At 73.0% G+C, this 18,943-nt stretch carries 17 protein-coding genes and 1 tRNA gene; 7 read left to right on the top strand and 11 right to left on the bottom strand.

Annotation, left to right across the window (positions count from 1 at the left end; genetic code table 11):
- Positions 1–2: 2 nt before the first annotated feature.
- The 4 genes from kdpC to kdpF form a co-directional block, all read right to left on the bottom strand.
- Positions 3–584, bottom strand: a complete 582-nt coding sequence (gene kdpC / locus AC6H2I_RS17055; RefSeq protein ID WP_497501871.1) for a potassium-transporting ATPase subunit KdpC — start codon at positions 582–584, stop codon at positions 3–5.
- Positions 585–597: 13 nt separating this feature from the next.
- A complete protein-coding gene (gene kdpB / locus AC6H2I_RS17050; RefSeq protein WP_497501909.1) occupies positions 598–2,586 on the bottom strand; it encodes a potassium-transporting ATPase subunit KdpB in 1,989 nt (662 codons plus the stop codon).
- A 96-nt stretch (positions 2,587–2,682) separates the two neighbouring features.
- A complete protein-coding gene (gene kdpA / locus AC6H2I_RS17045; RefSeq protein ID WP_497501870.1) occupies positions 2,683–4,395 on the bottom strand; it encodes a potassium-transporting ATPase subunit KdpA in 1,713 nt (570 codons plus the stop codon).
- 13 nt (positions 4,396–4,408) lie between these two features.
- Positions 4,409–4,498, bottom strand: coding sequence for a K(+)-transporting ATPase subunit F (gene kdpF / locus AC6H2I_RS17040; RefSeq protein WP_497501869.1), 90 nt, complete (start codon positions 4,496–4,498; stop codon positions 4,409–4,411).
- Positions 4,499–4,847: 349 nt separating this feature from the next.
- Here kdpF and AC6H2I_RS17035 point away from each other — a divergent pair, with 349 nt between their 5' ends.
- Together AC6H2I_RS17035 and AC6H2I_RS17030 are read left to right on the top strand one after the other, a co-directional pair.
- Complete coding sequence (locus tag AC6H2I_RS17035) at positions 4,848–7,556, top strand: DUF4118 domain-containing protein (protein ID WP_497501868.1); 2,709 nt, start codon at positions 4,848–4,850, stop codon at positions 7,554–7,556.
- Positions 7,557–7,578: 22 nt separating this feature from the next.
- The gene (locus AC6H2I_RS17030; protein ID WP_497501908.1) at positions 7,579–8,286 is read left to right on the top strand and encodes a response regulator; all 708 of its coding nucleotides are present in this window, start codon (positions 7,579–7,581) and stop codon (positions 8,284–8,286) included.
- A 6-nt stretch (positions 8,287–8,292) separates the two neighbouring features.
- On the opposite strand, the gene AC6H2I_RS17025 is transcribed toward AC6H2I_RS17030, so the two are convergent.
- From AC6H2I_RS17025 to AC6H2I_RS17010, 4 genes are read right to left on the bottom strand one after another with little or no spacing between them, the layout of a single operon-like run.
- Positions 8,293–8,541 carry a FeoC-like transcriptional regulator gene (locus tag AC6H2I_RS17025; RefSeq protein ID WP_497501867.1) on the bottom strand — a complete coding sequence of 83 codons (249 nt, stop codon included), beginning with the start codon at positions 8,539–8,541 and terminating at the stop codon, positions 8,293–8,295.
- Positions 8,542–8,552: 11 nt separating this feature from the next.
- Complete coding sequence (feoB, locus tag AC6H2I_RS17020; protein ID WP_497501866.1) at positions 8,553–10,874, bottom strand: Fe(2+) transporter permease subunit FeoB; 2,322 nt, start codon at positions 10,872–10,874, stop codon at positions 8,553–8,555.
- Complete coding sequence (locus AC6H2I_RS17015; RefSeq protein WP_497501865.1) at positions 10,874–11,101, bottom strand: FeoA family protein; 228 nt, start codon at positions 11,099–11,101, stop codon at positions 10,874–10,876. The genes feoB and AC6H2I_RS17015 overlap by 1 nt, the downstream gene beginning before the upstream one ends.
- Positions 11,098–11,340, bottom strand: a complete 243-nt coding sequence (locus AC6H2I_RS17010) for a FeoA family protein (RefSeq protein ID WP_497501864.1) — start codon at positions 11,338–11,340, stop codon at positions 11,098–11,100. Before AC6H2I_RS17010 ends, AC6H2I_RS17015 begins: the two co-directional genes overlap by 4 nt.
- Before the next feature lie 317 nt (positions 11,341–11,657).
- Between AC6H2I_RS17010 and AC6H2I_RS17005 the strand changes: the two genes are divergently transcribed.
- Entirely contained in the window at positions 11,658–13,352 is a 1,695-nt protein-coding gene (locus AC6H2I_RS17005) for an extracellular solute-binding protein (protein WP_497501863.1), read from the top strand.
- A 16-nt stretch (positions 13,353–13,368) separates the two neighbouring features.
- On the opposite strand, the gene AC6H2I_RS17000 is transcribed toward AC6H2I_RS17005, so the two are convergent.
- Positions 13,369–13,830: an Lrp/AsnC family transcriptional regulator gene (locus AC6H2I_RS17000; protein WP_497501862.1), complete on the bottom strand. Its 462-nt coding sequence runs from the start codon at positions 13,828–13,830 to the stop codon at positions 13,369–13,371.
- 171 nt (positions 13,831–14,001) lie between these two features.
- On the opposite strand from AC6H2I_RS17000, the gene AC6H2I_RS16995 reads away from it, so the two are divergent.
- Positions 14,002–14,697: an aspartate/glutamate racemase family protein gene (locus tag AC6H2I_RS16995; RefSeq protein WP_497501861.1), complete on the top strand. Its 696-nt coding sequence runs from the start codon at positions 14,002–14,004 to the stop codon at positions 14,695–14,697.
- A 76-nt stretch (positions 14,698–14,773) separates the two neighbouring features.
- Here AC6H2I_RS16995 and AC6H2I_RS16990 read toward each other — a convergent pair.
- Positions 14,774–14,860 (bottom strand) — tRNA-Leu (locus AC6H2I_RS16990).
- Positions 14,861–15,022: 162 nt separating this feature from the next.
- On the opposite strand from AC6H2I_RS16990, the gene AC6H2I_RS16985 reads away from it, so the two are divergent.
- From AC6H2I_RS16985 to AC6H2I_RS16975, 3 genes are all read left to right on the top strand, one after another.
- Entirely contained in the window at positions 15,023–15,532 is a 510-nt protein-coding gene (locus AC6H2I_RS16985; RefSeq protein WP_497501860.1) for a disulfide bond formation protein B, read from the top strand.
- Positions 15,529–16,176, top strand: a complete 648-nt coding sequence (locus tag AC6H2I_RS16980) for a demethoxyubiquinone hydroxylase family protein (protein ID WP_497501859.1) — start codon at positions 15,529–15,531, stop codon at positions 16,174–16,176. Before AC6H2I_RS16985 ends, AC6H2I_RS16980 begins: the two co-directional genes overlap by 4 nt.
- A 94-nt stretch (positions 16,177–16,270) precedes the next feature.
- Positions 16,271–16,627 (top strand): hypothetical protein, encoded by a 357-nt coding sequence (locus tag AC6H2I_RS16975; protein WP_497501858.1) that lies wholly within the window; start codon positions 16,271–16,273, stop codon positions 16,625–16,627.
- Between the two features lie 10 nt (positions 16,628–16,637).
- Here AC6H2I_RS16975 and AC6H2I_RS16970 read toward each other — a convergent pair whose 3' ends face one another.
- The gene (locus AC6H2I_RS16970) at positions 16,638–18,881 is read right to left on the bottom strand and encodes a patatin-like phospholipase family protein (protein WP_497501857.1); all 2,244 of its coding nucleotides are present in this window, start codon (positions 18,879–18,881) and stop codon (positions 16,638–16,640) included.
- Positions 18,882–18,943: the final 62 nt, after the last annotated feature.

The raw sequence follows: 18,943 nt of genomic DNA, 5'->3' as shown, positions 1-18,943 counted from the left end.
GCTCAGCGGCGGAGGGGGAAGCGCGCGTCGAGCGCCAGGTTGAGACGGAGGACGTTGACCCGCGGCGCGCCGAGCACGCCGAGCGTCGGTTCCTCGGTGTGCTCGTCCACCAGGGCCCGGACCGCGGCCGCCGGCACGCCACGGGCGGCGGCGATGCGGGCGACCTGGAACGCCGCGCCCGCGGGCGACACGTGCGGATCGAGGCCGCTGCCCGACGCGGTGGCGAGGTCGGCCGGCACCGGCCCGGGCTGGCCGGGATTCTCGGCGCGCAGCCGGTCGAGTGTCGCGACGGTCGCGGCGACCAGGGACGGGTTGCCCGGGCTGAGGTTGGTGGCGCCGCTGCGGCTCGCGTCGTAGCCGTCGCCGGCCGCCGACGGACGGGGGTGGACATACTCCGGCCGGGCGAAGGGCTGCCCGAGGAGGGCGGAACCGACGATCCGGCCGCCGGCCCGGACCAGGCTGCCGTTGGCCTGGGACGGGAACACAACCTGGGCGACGCCGGTGACGGCCAGGGGGTAGACCACGCCGGTCAGGGCGGTCATGACCGCCAACAGGCCGAGGGCGGGGCGAAGCTGCTTGATCATGGCGAAGGGCTCCTCAGGCGAGTCCGAGTGCGGTCAGGGCGAGGTCGATGGCCTTGATCCCGGCGAACGGCGCCGCCAGGCCGCCCAGTCCGTAGACCAGCAGGTTGCGGCGCAGCAGGCTGGCCGCGCCGGCCGGCCGGTAGGCGACGCCGCGCAGCGCCAGCGGGATCAGGGCGACGATGACCAGGGCGTTGAAGATGACGGCGGACAGGATCGCGCTGCCCGGGCTCGCCAGGCCCATGACGTTGAGGGCCTGAAGCTGCGGATGGGTGGCGACGAACAGCGCGGGGATGATGGCGAAGTACTTCGCCACGTCGTTGGCGATGGAGAAGGTGGTCAGCGCACCGCGGCTCATCAGCAACTGCTTGCCGATCATCACGATCTCGATCAGCTTGGTCGGGTCGCTCTCGAGGTCGACCATGTTGCCGGCCTCCCGCGCCGCCTGGGTTCCCGTGTTCATGGCGACACCGACGTCCGCCTGGGCCAGGGCGGGCGCGTCGTTCGAGCCGTCGCCGCACATGGCGACCAGCCGGCCCTCCCCCTGGTGCTGGCGGATCAGCTCCAGCTTGCGTTCCGGCGTCGCCTCGGCGAGGTAGTCGTCGACCCCCGCCTCGGCGGCGATGGCGGCGGCGGTCAGCGGGTTGTCGCCGGTGACCATCACGGTGCGGATGCCCATGGCCCGCAGGGTCTGGAAGCGCTCGCGGATGCCGGGCTTGACGATGTCCTTGAGGTGGATGACGCCCAGCGGCCGGCGGTCGCGGGCCACCACCAGCGGCGTTCCACCGGCCTTGGCGACCCGTTCGACCGTCTGGGTCAGGTCCCGCGTCACCGCTGCGGCGCCGACCAGCGCCAGCATCGCGTCGGGTGCGCCCTTGCGGATCGCCACCCGCTCCGGCGCGGCGATGTCGACGCCGCTCATGCGGGTCTGGGCGGTGAAGGGGATGAAGGCCAGCCCGTCGCGGGCGAGGGTGGCGGGGTCGAGGCCGTGGCGCTGGCGGGCCAGCGCGACGATCGACTTGCCCTCCGGCGTGTCGTCGGCCAGCGACGCCAGGAAGGCCGCCTCCGCCAGCTCCCGCTCGGTGGCGCCGGCCACCGCGAGGAACTCCGCGGCCTGGCGGTTGCCGAGGGTGATGGTGCCGGTCTTGTCGAGCAGCAGCACGTCGACGTCGCCCGCCGCCTCGACGGCGCGGCCGGAGGTGGCGATGACGCCGAAGCGGACCAGCCGGTCCATGCCGGCGATGCCGATCGCCGACAGCAGGCCCCCCACCGTGGTGGGGATCAGCGTGACCAGCAGGGCCGCCAGGAACACCACCGGGATCGCCACGCCGGAATAGGCGGCGAACGCCGGCAGGGCCATGACCACCAGGAGGAAGATCAGCGACATCCCCGCCAACAGAATGGTGAGGGCGATCTCGTTGGGTGTCTTCTGGCGCTTGGCGCCTTCCACCAGGGCGATCATGCGGTCGAGGAAGCTGTCGCCCGGGTTGGCGGTGATGCGGACGACGATGCGGTCGGACACCACCCGCGTGCCACCGGTGACGGCGGAGCGGTCACCGCCGGATTCCCGGATCACCGGGGCGGATTCGCCGGTGATGGCGCTTTCGTCCACCGTGGCGATGCCGGCGACGACGTCGCCGTCGTCGGGAATGACGTCGCCTGGGCCGGCCACCACCAGGTCGCCGGCGCGCAGGGTCGCGGCGGGCACCGTCTGCCACGCCGCGGCGCCCACGTCGGCGACTTTTCTGGCCATGGTGTCGGTCCTGGTGCGGCGCAGGCTGGCCGCCTGCGCCTTGCCGCGCCCCTCGGCGATCGCTTCGGCGGCGTTGGCGAACAGCACGGTGATCCACAGCCAGGCGGCGATCTGGCCGGCCACCCCGGCGAGCGGCGCGCCGGTCGCCAGATCGCGGGCGAAGAGCACGGTGGAGAGCAGTGCCACCACCGCGGTGACGAACAGGACGGGGTTGCCGGCCAGGACGCGCGGGTCGAGCTTGCGCAGGGCCATGCCGAGCGTCTGCCCGGCATGGCGGGTGACGCGGAGCGGGTGCTCCGACGGGGAGTGGGTCATCGGGGAAGCTCCTTCGCGGGGAGACGGGGCCGGTCAGCCGGCGGCGACCGCGGTGGCCGTGGTCAGGTGGTCGAGCACGGGGCCGAGCGCCAGGGCCGGGAAGAAGGTGAGGCCGCCGACGATGAGCACGACGGCCACCAGCAGCCCGACGAACAGCGGGCCGTGGGTGGGGAAGGTGCCGGCGGAGGCCGGCGCCGCGCCCTTGGCGGCGAGCGAGCCGGCGATCGCCAGCACCGGCACGATGACCATGTAGCGGCCGAGCAGCATCGCCAGGGCCAGGGTGCTGTTGTGATAGACGGTGTTCGCGTTGAAGCCGGCGAAGGCCGAGCCGTTGTTGCCGGCCGCCGAGCCGTAGGCGTACAGCACCTCGCTGAGGCCGTGGGGGCCGGGCTCCTGGATGCCGGCGAGGCCGGCGGGCAGCGCCACGGTCAGCGCGGCGAAGCCGAGCACGCCCAGCGGCACGGCGAGGACGGCCAGCATGGCCAGCGTGATCTCCCGCGCGTCGATCTTCTTGCCCAGGTATTCCGGCGTGCGGCCGACCATCAGGCCGGCGATGAACACGGCCAGCAGGACGAACACCAGCATGCCGTAGAGGCCGGCGCCGACGCCGCCGAACACCACCTCGCCCAGCAGCATGTTGACCAGAGGGACCATGCCGCCCAGCGCGCTGAAGCTGTCGTGCATGGCGTTGACCGAGCCGTTGGAGGCGGCGGTGGTCGCCACCGCCCACAGCGCGGAGTTGACGATCCCGAACCGGACCTCCTTGCCCTCCATCACCCCGGCGGCGGGATCGAGGCCGGCGGCGGCCAGCGCGGGGCTCGGCTGCGCCTCGGCCCAGCAGGCGATGGCGACGCCGGCCAGGAACAGCACGGCCATGGCGGCGACGATCGCCCGGCCCTGGCGGCGGTCGCCGACCATCCGGCCGAAGGTGGCGGTCAGGCCGGCCGCCAGCATCAGCAGGAGGACCATCTCCACCAGGTTGGCGAGCGGGGTCGGGTTCTCGAACGGGTGGGCGGCGTTGGCCGAGAAGAAGCCGCCGCCGTTGGAGCCGAGCTGCTTGATGGCGATCTGCGACGCCACCGGCCCCAGCGCGATGGCCTGGTGCCCGCCCTCCACCGTCGTCGCCACCACGGCGGCGTCGAGGGTCTGCGGCACCCCCTGGCTGACCAGGACGAGGGCCGTGACGATGCTGATGGGCAGCAGGACGTGGAGCGTGGCCCGCGTCACGTCGACGGTGAAGTGGCCCACGGTCCGCGCGGAGCGCCGCGCCAGGCCGCGGATGAGCGCCACCAGCACGGCGATGCCGGTGGCGGCGGAGGCGAAGTTCTGCACCGTCATCCCGACCATCTGGCTGAGCAGGCTGAGGGTGCTTTCGCCGCCATAGGCCTGCCAGTCCGTGTTGGTGGCGAAGCTGACGGCGGTGTTGATGGCGAGGTCGGGGGCCACCGGGCCCAGCCCGGCCGGGTTGAGGGGCAGCCAGGCCTGCAGGCGCAGCAGGGCGTAGAGGGCGAGCGCGCCGGCCAGATTGAAGGCGAGCGCCGCCATGGCGTAGGCGGTCCAGTGCTGCTCGCGCTCGGGCTGCACCCCGCAGATGCGGTAGACGGCGCGCTCGACGGGGCCGAGCACGCGGTCGAGCACGGTGCGCTCGCCGCAGAAGACGCGGGCCATGTGGGCCCCCGTCAGCGGCGTCAGCACGGCCACCAGGCCGCAATAGATCAGAATCTGGAGAAGGTCGGGTCCGGTCATCGGGCGCGCTCCGTCAGAACCGCTCGGGATGGAGCAACGCGTAGGCGAGGTAGACGAGCAGCGGCACGGCCACCAGCCCGCCCAGCGCGAGATCGACGCTCATGGCGGGCCTCCTCACAGGCGGTGGATGGCGTGGACGGACCACGCCGCCACCGCGAAGGCGGCGACCAGGGCGGTCACGAAGATCACGTCGAACACAGGCACCTCCGGATGCGTGTCAAGGAACGGCTGCATCGTTTCATGGCCGCGTGTGAAGGGTCGCCATGGAAGTGCGTAGAAGCCCCGTCGTGCGGTATAAAAATTCCATAAAGATCGGCAGCCGACTGGGGGGGGTGGTGTCGTGTCTGGATGTTGTCTTCGTGGGTATTTGGATTATAGTCGTTCGGCCCGTGAACGGCGGTGCCGGCACGCACCACCTCCGGGGGCGGCGCCCCGCAGCGAAGCCGAGCCCCATGCCCGACGACAAGGATCTCCGCCCCTCCGCCGACGCGCTGCTGGAGGAGACCGGCCGCGAACACCGCGGTCGCCTGAAGATCTTCCTGGGCGCCGCGCCCGGCGTCGGGAAGACCTACGCCATGCTGGAGGAGGCGGGCGGCCAGATGCGCGAGGGGCGCGACGTCGCCGTCGGCCTCGTCGAAACCCATGGCCGTGCCGAAACGGCGGCGCTGCTGGACGGTCTCGACGTGCTGCCCCGGCGCACCGTGGACCACCGCGGCCGCGCGTTCGCGGAGATGGACCTGGACGCCATCCTGGCGCGCCGTCCCGGCCTGGTGCTGGTCGACGAGATGGCCCACACCAACGTTCCGGGCAGCCGCCACCTCAAGCGCTGGCAGGACGTGGAGGAGATCCTGGACGCCGGCATCGACGTCTATTCCACGCTCAACGTCCAGCATCTGGAAAGTCTGAACGACGTGATCGAGCGGATCACCGGCGTCACGGTGCGCGAGACGGTGCCCGACGGGGTGCTGCAGAACGCCGACGAGATCGCGCTGATCGACCTGCCGCCCCAGGAGTTGCTGAAGCGGCTGGCCGAGGGCAAGGTGTACGCGTCCGATCAGGCGCGCCGCGCCGCCGACCGCTTCTTCTCCCCCGGCAACCTGACGGCGTTGCGCGAGATGGCCCTGCGCCAGGCGGCGGAGCGCGTCGACGCGCAAATGCTGCGCTACCGCCGCACCCACGCCGTCGCCCGGCCCTGGCCGACGCGCGAGCGCATCCTCGTCTGTCTGGCCGGCGGGCCGTCCGCGCTGCGCCTGGTCCGCACCGCCAAGCGCGCCGCCGAACGGCGCGGCGCTCCCTGGGCCGCCCTGCATGTGGAGACCCACCGGCACCCCGCGCCCGACGACTCCGGCACGGACGCGCTGTCCCGGGCGCTGCGGCTGGCCGAGCAGCTCGGCGGCGAGACGGCGGTGGTTCAGGGCGCCGACGTGGTCCGCGAGGTGTTGGCCTGCGCCCGGGCGCGCAACGCCAGCCAGATCATCGTCGGCCGGCCGCATCCGCGCCGCTGGCTGGGACGCCTGCGGCCCTCGGTCACCCGCGACCTTCTGGCCCGCAGCGACGACTTCGACGTCCTGGTGGTTGCCGGCGAAGGAGACGAGGCCGCCGGCCCCGCGCCGTCGACGTCGTCGACGGCGGCGGCAGCAGCGGAGCCGCCGCGCTGGCCGCGCTACCTCGCCGCCACCGGCATGGTCGCGCTGGCGACCGCCGTGTCGTTTCCGATCTACTGGTACCTGCCGCTGCCCAACGTGTCGCTGGCCTACCTGCTGGCCGTGCTCCTGGTGGCCATCCGCGGCGGCCTGGGGCCATCCCTCTACGCCTCGCTTCTGAGCTTCCTGCCCTACAACTTCCTCTTCACCAGCCCGCGCTTCACCTTCGCCGTCTCGGACACGCAGAACATCCTGACCATGCTGTTCTTCGTGGTGGTCGCGGGGATCGCCAGCAACCTGGCGGCGCGGGTGCGCGCCCAGGTCGAGGCGACCCGCACGAGCGCCCGGCGCACCGCCAACCTCTATGACTTCAATCGCCGCGTCGCCGCCGCGGCCGGGCTGGACGACGTGCTGTGGGCGGTCGTCCACCACGTCGCGGCGACGGTGGGCGGGCGGTCCCTGGTGCTCATGCCCGGGGCTGCGCCGCTGGAGATCAAGGCCGGCTTCCCGCCGGAGGACCGGCTGGACGACAAGGCGATGGCGGCGGCCCAGTGGGCGTCGGACCACGGCAAGCCGGCCGGCCGGGGCTCCGCCACGCTGCCGGCGGCGGAGTGGCTGTTCCTGCCCCTGCGCACGGCCCGCGGGCCGGTCGGCGTGCTGGGGGTGCAGATCGGCACGGGGCAGGATCTTCTGTCGCCCGAGCAGGGGCGCCTGCTCGACACCCTGGCCGACCAGGCGGCGCTGGCCATCGAGCGCACCATCCTGGTGTCCGACGTGGAGGCGGCGCGCCTGGCCACGGAGACCGAGCGCCTGCGCTCCGCGCTGCTGTCCTCGCTGTCCCACGACCTGCGCACGCCGCTGGTGTCGATCCTGGGGGCGGCGTCGAGCCTTCACAACTACGACCGCTCCCTGAAGCCCGGCGAGCGGCTGGAACTCGCCCAGACGATCCTCGAGGAGGCCGAGCGGCTCAACCGCTTCGTCCAGAACCTGCTGGACATGACCCGCATCGGCGCCGGCGCCCTGACACCGCGCACCGACTGGGTCGACCTTCAGGACGTGATCGGCGCGGCCCTGGAGCGCGCCCGCACCATGCTGCGCCGCCGCCGCGTGCGTCTCGACCTCGAGGACGGGCTGCCGCTGCTGCGCCTCGACCCGGTGCTGATGGAGCAGGTGTTCTTCAACCTGGTGGACAACGCCTGCAAGTACGCGCCGGAGGGCTCGCCGCTGACGGTGTGGGCGCGCCGGCGTGGCGAGGCGGTGGTGGTGGAGGTCTGCGACACCGGTCCCGGCATTCCCGAGGCCGACCGGGAGCGGGTGTTCGACATGTTCTACCGGGTGGCGGCGGGCGACCGCCAGGCGGCCGGGACGGGGCTCGGGCTGGCCATCTGCCGCGGCATCGTCGAGGCGCATGGCGGCCGCGTCCGGGCGGAGCGGGGACTGAACGACGCGGGCACCTGCATCATCGTCACCCTTCCGGTGGCGGAGCCGCCGGCGCTGCCCGAGGCGGGCGACGCGTGACGGGCGGGGGAGAGGGGGAATGATGCAGGGGGAGCCCCGCGGCGGCGCCAGGATCCTCGTCGTCGACGACGAGCCGCAGATCCGCAAGTTCCTGCGCATCAGCCTGGCGGCCAACGGATACGAGGTGGTGGACGCCGAGGGCGGGAAGGCGGGCATCGCCGCGTGCCGGCGCGAGCGCCCGGACCTGGTGATCCTCGACCTCGGCCTGCCCGACCTCGACGGACAGGAGGTGATCAGCGCCATCCGCGCCGCCCACGACGTGCCGATCATCGTGCTCTCGGTGCGCGCCCAGGAGTACGACAAGGTGGAGGCGCTGGACCGTGGCGCCGACGACTACGTGGTGAAGCCCTTCGGCATCGGCGAGCTGATGGCCAGGGTGCGGGCCGCCCTGCGCCAGCGCGCCGCCCCCGACGAGCCGGTCCGCACGGTCCGCGCCGCCGGCCTCACCGTGGACCTGGAGCGCCGCATCGTCGAACGCGACGGCCGCGAGATCCATCTGTCGCGCAAGGAGCTGGACCTGCTGTTCGCCCTGGCGCGGCGCGCCGACCACGTGCTGACCCACGCCGAGCTCCTGCGCACGGTGTGGGGCGAGGTGCACATCCACGACACCGCGTATCTGCGGGTCTACGTCAAGCAGCTCCGCCAGAAGCTGGAGGCCGAGCCGGAACGGCCGCGGCTGATCCTGACCGAGGCGGGGGTCGGCTACCGGCTGCGCACCGCCCCGCCGTGACCCGCCTCACGGCGCCGGCGGCGCCGGCCGCTCGACCCACTCGTAGACCTCCGGGCGGCCGGCGTCGCCGCAGCAGGTCTTGCCGCAGCGCCCGCCGCAGGGCTCCTCGACCCGCCGGACCCGTGCCTTGGCGGCCCAGTGGTCGAGCAGGGCCCGGGCGGCCTCGGCCGACGTGTCGACCCCCACCGCGACCTCGGCCAGGGAGGCGCGATGGTGGGCGCTGAGATAGGCGCGCACGTCCGACAGGGTGGCCATGGCTCCCTCCCTCATTCCGCCGGGACCGGGGGCGGGGCGGCGGTGCGCCGGTTGCCCAGCATCCACAGCACCGCGACGGCGGCCGCCAGTGCGGCGAGGGCGACGGCGATGCGCGCCGCCGCGGCGGCCGGCGTGACCGCGAGCTGGCTGGCCTGGTAGAACACCACCGACGCGCCATAGCCCAGCCCGGTGGTCCAGGCGGCGCTGAACACCGCCCAGCGCCAGCCCACCTCGTCGTAGATGGCGCCCAGCGCCGCGACGCAGGGGATGTAGAGCAGGATCAGCAGCAGATACGCGAAGGCCCCGGCGACCCCGTCGAAGCCCTGGGCCATGGCGCTGAAGGCGGCGTCGCCGACCTCCAGCTCGGCCGCCGCCGCCGTGCGGTCGGCGACGTAGGAGACGTCGATGCCCAGCGGGTCGCCGAGCGACGAGGCGACCCCGGCGAGGTTCTCCGGAACGGTCGCCAGCGCCGCCAGCAGGGCCTCCCCCAGGGTGGTCTCCTCCTCTTCGGCCGCCGCCTCGCCGCCCATCTGGGTGTAGAGGGTGTTGAGGGTGCCGACCACCGCCTCCTTGGCGAAGATGCCGGTGAACAGGCCGACGCCGGCGGGCCAGTTCTCCTCGCTGAGGCCCATCGGCGCGAACACCGGCATGATGGTGCGGCTGGCGGTCGCCAGCACGGAGTTGCGGCTGTCCTGGTTGCCGAAGCTGCCGTCGGGGCCGACGGCGTTGAGGACGCTCAGCACCATGACCATGGGCACGATGACCCGGCTTGCCCGCAGCACGAACGCGCGCAGCCGGCTCCAGGCGCGGCGCGCCACGGTGTCGAGGGTCGGCAGGTGGTAGGGCGGAAGCTCCATGACGAAGGGCGCCGCCTCGCCCTTCAGGAGCGAGGCCTTGAGGAGCAGGCCGGTGCCGACGGCGAAGGCGATGCCGATGAGGTAGAGGGCGAAGACGACATTCTGGCCGCCCACGGGAAAGAACGCGACGGCGAACAGCGCGTACACCGGCAGCCGGGCGCCGCACGACATGAAGGGCGCCATCATCACCGCCAGCACGCGGTCGCGCCGGTGCTCCAGGGTGCGGGTGGCCATGATCGCCGGGACGTTGCACCCGAAGCCGACGATGAGCGGCACGAACGCCTTGCCGGGCAGGCCCAGCGCGCGCATGGCGCGGTCCATGACGAAGGCCGCCCGCGCCATGTAGCCGGAATCCTCCAGCACGGACAGGAACAGGAAGAGGGCGCCGATGACGGGGACGAAGGTGGCCACGGTCTGGATGCCGCCGCCGAGCCCGTCGCCGACCAGCACCACCAGCAGATCCGGGGCGCCGGCGGCGGCGAGCGCGCCGCCCACCCCGTCCACCAGCAGCGCGCCGAAGGCCTGATCGAAGACGTCGATGAAGGCGCCGCCGATGTTGATGGTGAAGAGGAACATCACGTACATCATCGCCAGGAACACGGGAATGCCGAGCACCCGGTTGAGCACCACCCGGTCGATGCGGTCCGACAGGGTGCGCGACGCGACGCGGGGCCGCCGCACGCAGGCGGCCACCAGGTCGGTGACGAAGCCGAAGCGCGCGTCGGCGACGACGATGTCGGCCTCATCGCCGCACGCCTCCTCGACCGCCGCGGTCCGCTCGGCGACCGGCCCATCGAGGCCGCGGCCGGCGACCAGCGCCAGCGCGCCGAGGTCGCCTTCCAGCAGCTTGGTGGCGATCCAGCGGGCGTCCCGCGCCCGGTCCGGCAGGCCGTCGGCCACCGCCGCGGCGAGGGCGGCGAGGTGGGGCTCCATGGCTTCGGGCACGGCGATGGTGGCGGACGGCGCGTGGGGGGCCGCGGCCATCGCCGCCACCGCCTGGCGCAGCGCGTCCAGGCCGCGCCGCCGGGTCGCCACCAGCGGCACCACCGGGCAACCGAGCCGCGCCGCCATCGCCGCGGTGTCGATGGCGATGCCGCGGTCGTGCGCGATGTCCGTCATGTTGACGGCGACGATCAGCGGCACCCGCATCTCCAGGAGCTGGGCGGTGAGGTAGAGGTTGCGCTCGAGATTGGAACCGTCGACGATGTTGACGACCACGTCGGCGTCGCCGGACAGGGCGTAGTCGCGGGCGATCCGCTCGTCCTCGGAGGTGTGGGAGGTCTGGCCCAGGGAATAGACCCCGGGCAGGTCGACGACCCGGCAGGTGGTCCCGTCGATGGCGTAGGTTCCGGTCTTCTTCTCCACCGTCACGCCGGGCCAGTTGCCGACGTGCTGGGTGGAGCCGGTGAGGGCGTTGAACAGGGTCGTCTTGCCGCAGTTCGGGTTGCCCAGCACGGCGATGGTCACGGTCGTCATCACAGCACCTCCACCTTCAGGGCGTCGGCCTCGGCGCGGCGCAGGCTCATGGCGAAGCCGCGGACCCGGATCTCCACCGGGTCTCCCAACGGCGCCACCCGGGTGAGCGCGAACTCGGTGCCCGGGATCATCCCCATCGCCAGCAGCTTCTGGCGGTAGTCGCGCCGGCCCTTCTCGAACCCGGTGATCCGGGCGCGGTCGCCCGGCCGCATCGCGGCGATGCTCATGGTGTGTCTCCTTCCGAGGCAATCACCCGCACGCGGGCGGCGGTGCCGCCGTCCAGCGCCAGGCGCGTGTCGCCGCAGGCGACGACGATGCCGCCGTCGCCCCGGCGCTGGAGCACGCTGACCGGCGCTCCCGGGCGCAGGCCGAGGTCGCCCAGGCGGGCCACCTGGTCGGCGGGCAGGAGCAGGCCGGCGACGCGGAAGGCGCCGGACCCGGCCCTGGTGACGGGTATCGTTCGCATGTCATCCCCTGACCCGGGGCGCGGCCGTGCCGTGCGGGCGCGCCAGGGCGTGGCGCGCGGCGGCAACGAAGGCGTCGGCGGTGTGGCGGAACAGGCGGTCGAGCGGTCCTCGCCGCCGCAGATGAGAGTGACACCCGTTCGCAGGCGCCGGCAATGCGACGTTTCACCTCACGGTGCGGCGCGGCGCGGCGGGGCGACGGACCGGTCTAATTGAAAATGACTCTCACTCGCGATAACATGGGCCGACCCGAGGGGCACCACGAGGGAAGGGCCGGGGCCATGCCGCACACCGTGAACCGAGCGCCGGGGCATCGGCCGTGACCCGCCGCCTGCTCCTCGCCGCCTGCCTGTGGATCGCCGCGGCGCTACCGGCGGCCGCCGCGCCGCGGCACGGCTTCACGCCCCTGGGCGACCTCGCCTATCCCGCCGGCTTCGCCCACTTCGCCTTCGTGAACCCGGCGGCGCCCAAGGGCGGGACGCTGCGGCTGGGGCGGGTCGGGAGTTTCGACAGCACCAACGCCCTGCGCTACCCGGGCACGCCGCCGGCTGACCTGCGGGTGATCTACGACCGCCTTCTGGTGCCGGCGGAGGACGAGCCGGCCTCGTACTACGGTCTGCTGGCCGCCGACGTGGCGGTGGCCGACGATCTCGGCCGCGTCCGCTTCCGCCTGCGCCCGGAGGCGCGCTGGCACGACGGCCGGCCGGTGACCGCCGCCGACGTGGTCTTCACCTTCGACACGCTGAAGGCCCAGGGCGCCCCGTTCTACCGCCAGGCCTACCGGGCGATCACCGCCACCGCGCCGGACGCGGCCACCGTGGAGTTCGTGAACGCGCAGCCCGGCGACCGCGAGTTCGTCGGGCTGGTCGGCACCATGCCGGTCCACCCGGCCCACGCGGTGCCGGGGGGCGACGCCGGGTCGATGTCGCTGGCGCTGCCGCTGGGCAGCGGCCCCTACCGGGTGGCGCGGGTGGACGCCGGGAAGGCCCTGGTGCTGGAGCGGGTGCCCGGCTACTGGGGCCGGGACCTGGCGGTCAACCGCGGGCGCTGGAACTTCGACACGGTGGTGGCCGCCTACTACCGCGACGACACCATCGCCCTGGAGGCCTTCCTCGCCGACCGGTACGACGTGCGGGTCGAGGAGAGTCCGACGCTCTGGCTCTCCGGCTACGACGGTCCGGCCGTGCGCGACGGCCGCATCCGGCGCGCGGAGCGGGCGCGTCCCGGCCCCGGCACCATCTCCGGGCTGGTCTTCAATGTGCGCCGCCCGGCCTTCGCCGACCGCCGGGTGCGCACGGCGGTCAGCCTCGCCTACGATTTCGCGGACGCCAACCGCATCCTGTTCGGCGGCCTCCGCCAGCCGGTGGCCGGCCTGGTCGGCGATGATGCCGCGGCGGCGCTGCAACGCGCCGGCGATGCGGCGGACCAGGGCCGCCGTGGCGACCTCCGGCGTGCCGCGGCGCTGCTGGACGAGGCCGGATTCGCGGTGCGCGACGGCCGGCGGATCGACCCGCGGACCGGCGAGCCCTTCGCGATCACGGTCGCCTACATGGACCCCGCGCTGACCCGGGTGCTGGGATTCCTGGAGGCCGGGCTGCGGCGCCTCGGCGTCACCCTGCGCTACCCGCTGCTGGAGCCGGCGGCGGCGCGCGCCCTGATGCTCGACCACCGGTACGACATGGCGGCGCTGTCGTGGACGCCGTCGCGCCTGCCGGGCCGGGCCGAGCGCCTGCTGTGGGGCAGCGCGCTGGCCGACCGCCCCGGCAGCTACGCCCTGTCCGGCGCCAAGGACGGCGATCTCGACGCGGCCATCGACGCCATGGTCCGGGCGCGTGCCTGGGACGAGGTGGAGGTGGCGCGGCGGCGCTTCGACGCCGTGCTGCGGGCGCGGCGCTACCTGCTGCCGCTGTGGCAGGACGATCGGATCAGGATCGCGTGGTGGGACCGCTTCGGCCGCCCGGATTCCGACGCGGTGGCGCCGTCCCCCCTCGACACCTGGTGGGCGGCGCGGTGAACGCCGCGGCCCGCCCTCAGAGGTGGGTGACCGGAAGGGCCGTCGACAGCTTCACCGTCTCCATGGAGATGTGGGCGGACATGTCCGACAGGTCGACGCTGCGGATGATCTGTTTGTAGATCGTGTCGTAGTGTTCGACGTTCGGCAGTGCCAACTTCATGATGTAGTCATAGGTCCCGGTCAGGCGGTGCACTTCCAGGATCTCGGGGATCTGGGCGACCGCCGCATGGAACCGGTCGAGCCAGTCTTCCGAATGCCGGCTGGTGCGGACCAGCAGGAAGATCGTCGTGGGGAGATTGATCTTCGCCCGGTTCAACAGGGCCATCGTTCCCGTCACATAGCCGTCCTCGCGCAGCCGGGCCAGGCGGCGCGAGCAGGCGGAGGGGGACAGGGACACCTTCTCCGCCAGCTCGGCGAGGGGCGTCTCGGCGTTGGCCTGGAGCAACGCAAGCAGGCGGCGGTCGCGTTCGTCGATCATGGGCCGAGGATGCCGGCGTTGCGCACCGTCCGCAAGCGGCATGCGCCGCGGAGCCCGTTTGCGCAACTGGCTTGCATGGAGTCGTCCGCACCCGGTCGACGACGCACACCCTCCGCGCGGCCCGTGAGGCAAGCTGATCTCCGATCGAAGTCAAGCGGTGGAGAGCACGCAATGAGGCGCATCGGGTTGATCGGCGGCATGAGCTGGGAGTCGACCGCCACCTATTACCGGATGATCAACGAGGCGGTGCGCGACGCCGTGGGCGGGTTGGCGTCGGCCGACATCGTCCTCCATTCCCTCGACTTCTCCACGGTGGTCGCCCTGCAGAAGGCCGAGCGTTGGGACGAGGCCGGTGCGCTGCTGGCCGCGTCGGGCGCCCGGCTTGCCGCGGCGGGCGCGGAGTGCGTCCTGATCTGCACCAACACCATGCATCGGGTGGCCGACGCCGTGGCCGGGGGCTGCGGCGTGCCGCTGATCGACATCATCGACGAGACCGCGGCCGCCCTGACGGCGGACGGCCGCACGCGGCCGCTGCTGCTGGCCACCCGCTACACCATGGAGCACGGCTTCTACGCCGAACGCATGCGGGCCGCGGGCATCGAGGTGGTGGTGCCGGACGCGGACGAGCGGGCGGCGGTCCACGACATCATCTTCGGCGAGCTGTGCCGGGGCGACATCCGCGACGGCTCGCGCCGCCGCTACCTCGAGATCGTCGAGGCGGCCCGCCGGCACGGCATCGATTCGGTCATTCTCGGCTGCACCGAGATCGCCCTGCTGATCGACGCCGACGCGCTTGCCCTGCCGGGATACGATTCGACCGCCATCCACGCCCGGGCCGCCGTGCGCTTCGCGCTCGACGCCCGGTGATGGAGCGCGCCGCCTGACCCCGGGCGGACGCCCGCCCGGCCCTGTCGGCGCCGCACCGCGGTGGATCTGGAAATTGTGGTGCCCCAGGCCGGGATCGAACCAGCACGCCCTTTCGGGCAACAGATTTTGAGTCTGCCGCGTCTACCAATTCCGCCACTGGGGCAACAGGGGGTCCGAATTGGTGGGGGGATCATACAGAGGCACCGGTGCCGGTCAATGGCCATTTGGCCGAGCACCGGGTGCGACGATCGGCGCCGCGGGCGGCGCCGGCCCGGCCGCGGGATGCCGTCTGGCGCACCGCGGCCACGCGCGGTATATCAAGACCATGACCGTCCATTCCCTGCTCCGTCAACCGCACCTCTGCGCCGCCCTGCTGGCCCTGGCCAGCGCCGGCGTCCTGGGCGCGGCCCTCGTCTTCCAGTTCGCCCTGGGCTACGCGCCGTGCGTGCTGTGCATCTGGCAGCGCTGGCCCTACGTGGCGGTTCTGGTGTTCGGCGCCCTGGCGCTGCTGTTCCGCCAGTGGCGCGGCGTCGGCACGGCCATGCTGGCGGCGTCCGCCCTGGCGCTGCTGGCCAACGCCGGCATCGCCGCCTATCATGTCGGAGTCGAGCAGCACTGGTGGGCCGGCACGTCGGGCTGCGGCGTGCCCGGCGCCGCCGACTCGCTCGAGGCGCTGCGCGCCCAGATCATGAGCGCGCCCATCGTGCGCTGCGACGAGCCGGCGTGGACCCTGTTCGGGGTCTCCATGGCCGGCTACAACGTGGTCATCTCGCTCGCCATGGCGGCGTTCGCCGCCGCCACCGCCCGCCTCGCCTACACCCGGAGCCCGGCATGACCATCGACGCCGACCGGCACCCCGCCCCCCGCGCCGCGTCCTCCCACGCCGCCGCCCTCCCGTCACCGGCGGCCAACCCGTCACCGGCCGCAGCACCGCGCCGTCCGCCCGGCCGCCTGCCCGGCGACCCCGCGCCGCACGACGCGCTGGCCCGGGTCTGCCGGGTCGACCACGCCGGTGAATACGGGGCCAAGCGCATCTATGAGGGGCAGATCGCCGTGATCGGCCGCGGCCGGCACGGCCGCACCCTGCGCCACATGGCCGAGCAGGAGCAGGTGCATCTGCGCTACTTCGAGGAGCAGCTGGTGCGCCGGCGGGTGCGGCCGACGCTGCTCCAGCCCTTCTGGCACGTCGCCGGCTTCGCCCTGGGCGCCGGCACGGCCCTCCTGGGCGAGCGGGCGGCCATGGCCTGCACGGTCGCCGTGGAGGAGGTCATCGACCACCACTACGAGGCGCAACTGGCGCGGCTGGGGCCGGAGGAGGAGGAGCTGAAGGCCAGCATCGCCCGCTTCCAGGCGGAGGAGGTGGAGCACCGCGACATCGGGCTGGCCAACGACGCCGAGCGGGCGCCGGCCTATCCCATGCTGTCCGCCGCCATCCGTGCCGGCACCCGGGCCGCCATCTGGATCGCCGAGCGGGTGTGACCGTGGGCGACGCCGTGGAATAAGCGGGGGGCCGCGCACGTTTGTCGGAGCAGTCTTCATTGCGTGAGGCGGGGCGAAGGCTCCGGAACCGGCCATGACACTGCTCCGCACCCTGGCCGCCGCGGCCGTGCTGGCGGCCGCCCTGGGCGTTGCCCCGACCGCCGTCCGGCCGGCGGCGGCGGCCGACAGCTTCTCCTTCCAATACAACTGGTCCGACGGAAAGAGCTGGGGAACGCCGTGGCACGGCGGGCGCCCGGACGCGTGGGGACGGTCCCATCGCCACCACCGGCCGAAGCCGCCGCCCATGGTGCGCGACCAGTTCGGCCGGCCGCTGGGCTACCTCGTTCCCGGCCCGTTCGGTCCCCAGGTGATCCAGCGTCCCGAGCGCGGCGGACGCGGCCACGGCCGGGGCGGGATCGGCCGCGGCTGGGGGGCGCCGCGCGGCTGGTAGGCGGACCGCCTCAGAACATCTTGCCGAAGTAGATGTAGGCCGCCTGGCGGCCGCCGTCGGCCCGGCCGTAGCCGAGGTAGAGCGGGCCCAGCGGCGTGTCGGCGGCGGCGAACAGGGTGGCGCCGAGGATGTAGCGGCCGAGGTCGTCGCCGCTGTCGGCGTCGTCGACCGCCGCCGCCTCGAACGACACACCGGCGTAGAGCGGCAGATTGAAGGCCAGCGGCGAGCTTTCGTTGAGCGCGCGCATGTAGGTGAGGCGGCCCAGCGCCAGGTTCGCGGTGGCGATTTCGTCACGGGCGTAGCCCGACACGTCGAACATGCCGCCGGCGCGGAAGCGGTCGTGCACCGGCAGGTCGCCCTCCAGGGCCGTGCCGCCGCGCGCCCCCAGCATGAAGCGGTTGGGCCCGAAGCTGAGCGCCTGGTTCGCGGCGATCTCCAGCCGCGTGTAGCGGGAGTCGTCGCCCAGCGCCGGATCGGAGCGGGAGAGGTTGACCACCGCGAGCTGGCCCTCGGACGGGAAGCCCAGGTTGTCGACGGTGTCGATCGTGAGGTTCACCACCGCCTTGCCCGTCCGGAACTCGCCGTCGTCCGGCGGGGTCGAGCCGGTCAGACGGTCCAACTCGCCGCTGCCGCGGACGTAGCCGACCCGCACCTCGCCCGTGCTGCCGATCTCGTAGCCGAGGAACGCCGACGCATAGCGCTGGGTCACCCGGTACTCGGCCACGGGATCGCCGTTCGACCAGGTGCTGGTGTCGGTGCGGTGATAGTTGAGGGAGGCGGTGGCGAACAGCCCCGGCTCGGCCAGCAGGGGCTGGTAGAACTCGGTGACGAGGTGCTGCTCCGACCCGAAGGCGAGCTGGTTGCGCCACTCCGCGCCGTAGGCGTTGAGTCCGGTGAAGTTGACGCTGGCGCCCAGCACGTAGCTGGCGTCGCCGCGCAGGTCGTGCTCCAGGGCCAGGCCGGCGCGCAGGTAGTCCTTGGCCCAGGCCTTCTCGGTGGCGGTCACCACCATCCCGGTCTTGCCGTCGCGCTCGACCAGCGCGTAGTCGATCTGCTCGAAGGTGCCGAGCCCGTAGAGGGTGGTGAAGTCGCGCTCGACCTGCGCGACGTCGAGGCGCTCGCCGATCTTCTGGCGGATGAAGCTGCGGATGCGGCGCTCGCTGAGGCTGGTGCGGTTGTCGATCTCGATGAAGTGGATCACCGGGGCCTCGACCTCCTCGCGTCCACGCTCCGCCCGCTCCGCGAGGTAGGCCTCCGGGGCCAGGGCCAGCGCCCGCAGGCGGTCGGCGACGCTCCGCGCCGCCGCCTCGCCGGGACCGACCGCGTCCATGATCCGGCCGAAGTCGCTGGAGCCCATGCGGCCGAGGTCGGGCTGGATCAGCACGTCCTGGGGCCGCAGGCTGGCGAGCTGGGCCAACGAGTTCTGCTGGATCAGCACGGTCAGCATCTGACCGGCGATGTCGACCGTGGAGGTCAACTCGTCGCGCGTCTTCAGGACCGAGGGGATGTCGACGACGATGAGGATGTCGGCGCCCATGGCCCGGGCGACGTCGACCGGCAGGTTGTTGGCGACGCCGCCGTCCACCAGCAGCTTGCCGTCGAGGTCGACCGGCGGGAACACGCCGGGGACCGACATGCTGGCGCGCATGGCCGTGGCCAGGTTGCCCCGGTCCAGGACCGCCGCGCGCCCGGTTTCCAGGTTGGCGGCGACGGCGCGGAACGGGATCGGCAGGTCGTCGAAATCCTGCACGCTGCGCGCCCGCAGGGTCAGCGCGCGCAGCATCAAGGTCAGCTTCTGGCCCTGGATCAGACCGGCGGGCAGCTGAAGACCGCCGTCCTTCAGCCCGACCTTGAGGTCGAGCAGGAAGCCGTAGTCCTCGGCCTTGGCGCGGAACGAGCGGTCGCTGCGGGCGGGGCGGTCGGAGAAGGCGTCGGCCCAGTCGATGCTCGTCACCAGCGACTCCAGTTCGGTCGCCGACAGCCCCATGGCGTAGAGGCCGCCGACGATCGAGCCCATGCTGGTCCCGGCGATGACGTCGATGGGGACGTTCAGCTCCTCCAGCACCTTCAGCACGCCGATGTGGGTGGCGCCGAGCGCGCCGCCACCGCTCAGCACCAGGCCGATTCGTGGGCGCCCGTCACCCGCCGCCGCGGCGGCGGGGCCGGCCGCCGAGACCGCGAGAAGGCTGGCGAAAAGAAGAATGCAGGCCACCGCGCCGCGGATCGCGGACGAGTGGAAGACGGAACCGGCCACGATGCCCCCCGGGGTCTGAAACGCACCATCGCATCATACCCCCCGAACGGGGTATGGGGGCA

It is taken from the genome of Azospirillum sp. NS33 (genome assembly GCF_059703765.1).
This window is presented reverse-complemented; position numbering and strand designations above follow the sequence as displayed.